The sequence below is a fragment of the Hominisplanchenecus sp. genome (assembly GCF_046967715.1).
Taxonomy (GTDB): Bacteria; Bacillota; Clostridia; order Lachnospirales; family Lachnospiraceae; genus Hominisplanchenecus; species Hominisplanchenecus faecis.
On record NZ_JBKVNQ010000115.1, the window covers coordinates 1 to 3,314 of the forward strand.

General features: G+C 43.9%; 1 protein-coding gene. It reads left to right on the forward strand.

Annotated elements, in window-relative coordinates; all coding sequences use genetic code 11:
- Window positions 1-375: 375 nt before the first annotated feature.
- Window positions 376-3,314, forward strand: a 2,939-nt coding sequence (locus ACLTL4_RS11170; protein WP_412320552.1) for a glycoside hydrolase family 3 C-terminal domain-containing protein, incomplete at its 3' end; no start/stop codon positions are given.

Below are 3,314 nucleotides of genomic sequence, written 5' to 3' on the forward strand. Positions count from 1 at the left end.
TGCAGACAGCAGCAGAAAAATAAAAACAAAAGTAAGATGCTACTGTAAAAAGTATGATCTGAAAGCATAAGAAAGCAGCACGCAAAAGAATTTGCGTGCTGCTTTTGTGCTGTTTTCTGAATTTTGTTTCCTGTTTTTACAGAGAGGCGGGAAGTATCTTATATTTGATATAAATTATGCAAAACATATATAAAATAATATAATTCTGTATGAAAAACATAAAAAATTACAATAGAAACGTATAATATTACATAGTAATTCGTGCAAAAATTATATAAAATATAAACACATGAGCCGATGTTGATAAAAAATTAACATGGGAAACACAGGAAAGCGAAAACATGTCAATCAAACAAAAAGTAAAGGAGAAAAGGAATGAAGAAAACTTCAAAAAAAGTGATAGCAGTCACATTGTCCGCTTCCATGCTCTTAGGCGGAAGCATGACAGCGATGGCAGCTACAACAAACCCGGACATCAGCCAGCGTGAAATCGATCACAAAACTGCGGCTAAAAACATTGCAGCACAGGGTATGGTTCTGATGGAGAACAAGAACAACTCTCTGCCGATCTCAGCGAAAAAAGGCACAAAAGTAGCTCTGTTTGGACAGGGTGTTTACAACACTATCAAAGGTGGTACCGGTTCCGGTGCTGTAAACCAGCGTGATAATGTTACGATCCAGCAGGGATTTGAAAATGCCGGATACGACATCGTTGATACCGACCTGATCGATCAGATGCAGGCACTCTGGAAGAGTGATGGCGGCAATACAAGCGGCGGCGGTATCTTTGGATCAACCTGGGTAAATGAAAGAAAATATGCTGACGTTGAAGGTGCAATGGAGAAAGTAGATGCAGCAGCAGAGCAAACAGACACTGCGATCTATGTAATCTCCCGTAACTCCGGAGAGTTCCGCGACCGTACTGCAACAAAAGGTGACTATTTCCTGTCAGAAGACGAAGAAGCAAACCTGGCAGTTCTGGGACAGAAATTCGACAACGTGATCGTAGTTCTGAACGTAGGCGGAATCATTGATACGAAGTTCTTTGATCAGACAGAAGGTCTGGATTCCATGCTCCTGATGTCACAGGCAGGTATGACTGGCGGTGACGCACTGGTAGAAGTATTAAACGGAACCGTAAATCCATCCGGTAAACTGACCGATACCTGGCCGGTGAATTTCGATGACAACCCATCCAGTGCAACCTTTGCAAACAACGATGGCAATACAGCCCAGGAAGTATATAACGATGATATTTTCGTAGGATATCGCTATTATGATACCTTTGGTAAAGACGTAGCTTACGAATTCGGTTATGGCGGATCTTATACTAAATTTGCAATGAGCACACAGTCTGTAACAGCAGACAAAGATAAAGTAACCGTTAAAGTAAAAGTTAAGAATACAGGTACCGTATCCGGCAAGGAAGTTGCAGAAGTTTACTTCTCAGCCCCGGAAGGCAATCTGGACAAACCATATCAGGAACTGGCAGGCTATGCAAAGACAGATGAACTGGCACCTGGTGAATCTCAGGTACTGACGATCACATACGATACAACAGAGATGGGATCTTACGATACAGACAAGGCAGCATACGTGATGGAGGACGGCGATTACATCATCCGTGTCGGTAATTCTTCCAGAAACACACATGTAGCAGGCAAGATCAGCGTAGCGGAAGATACGATCACAGAACAGTACAGCAATCTGATGGTTCCGGTAAAAGATAATCCGAACGTTGCAGATGATGAGAAATATCCGACACTCGAGCCGATGACAACCGAAGGTGCTGTTTCCATTACATACGATGGTGAAGCAGATGAGATCGCAGCAGCATCTACGATCGCAGTTGATTTCACAGGCTACAAAGCACCGGAAATCATCAAAGAAAACGAAGATGTCGATGTATATGTATCCGATACAACAGAGACACAGTATCTGAAAGCAGAAAACAAAGACGGAGCAACAGGCGAGATCAGCCGTGTTGAAAAAGGAAATAAAAACAGTTCTGATTATACAGTAACTTACAACGAGCACGTTAAAAAATTTGACGGTGATTTCAGCAAAAACACACTGGCAGATGTAGCAATCGGAAGCATTTCCATGGAACAGTTCGTATCCGGACTGACATTAAATGAACTGGCAGAGCTGGTAAACGGACATTCGAATGACAAAACGGTACAGGGTGTGGCAGGATCTACCTGGAGAAACGATGTAAAAGGATTTACCCCTGTAAACCTGTCCGACGGACCTGCAGGTCTTCGTATTACACAGAGATACGAAGACGGCGATCAGACCTATTACCAGTACGCAACCGCATGGCCGATCGGTACACTGCTTGCACAGACCTGGGATATCGATCAGATCTACGCTTACGGCGAAGGCGTTGGCGAAGAGATGGAAGAGTTCGGTATCGGATGCTGGCTGGCACCTGGTATGAACATCCACAGAAACGCACTGTGCGGACGTAACTTTGAGTACTATTCAGAGGATCCGGTAGTTGTAGGTATTACCGGTACAGCTGCAACCCTTGGCGTACAGTCAAACAAAGGCGTTGGCGTTACTATCAAACATTATGCACTGAACTCTCAGGAAACAAACAGAAATGCAGAGAACAATACAGTTTCTGAAAGAGCAATCCGTGAAATCTACCTCAAAGGTTTTGAAGCAGTTGTAAAACAGGCACAGCCGATGGCGATCATGACCTCTTACAACCAGAACAACGGCAGACCGGCAGCTGATGATTATGATCTGTGTACCGCATTCGCAAGAGACGAATGGGGATTCCAGGGAATGATCATGACAGACTGGGGCGGCGGACAGTCCGTACCAATGTACGAAATGCATGCAGGCAACGACCTTGTTTGCCCTGGTAAAGGTGCATCCCAGATCCTGAAAGCTTTCATCAGTGAACCGGACTGGACAAAAGATGGCTATGTAAATATGGAAACACGTTACAAACAGGTGGATGACGGAACGGGTAACCTGATCACTGTTCCGGAAGAAGTTCCAAACTTCGGCGGATATAAACTGGATCTGAATGGAACTATGACAGTTTCTACAACAGTAGCCAAAAATGTTGCACTGAATGGAAAAATTGCAGAACTGGTTGAACAGGGCTATGCAACCGTAACGGCAGGAAGCAGAAATACAACCATTACTTACAAAGTAAGCAGGGATGCAGAAGTTTCTTCAGAGCAGGTAATCTCCCTTGGTGATCTTCAGAAAGCAGCCATCAACATCTGTAACTTTGTAATGAATTCTACAGAGTTTGCAAAAGAACATGGTTTCACAGCACAGTCCCTGAATGAAAA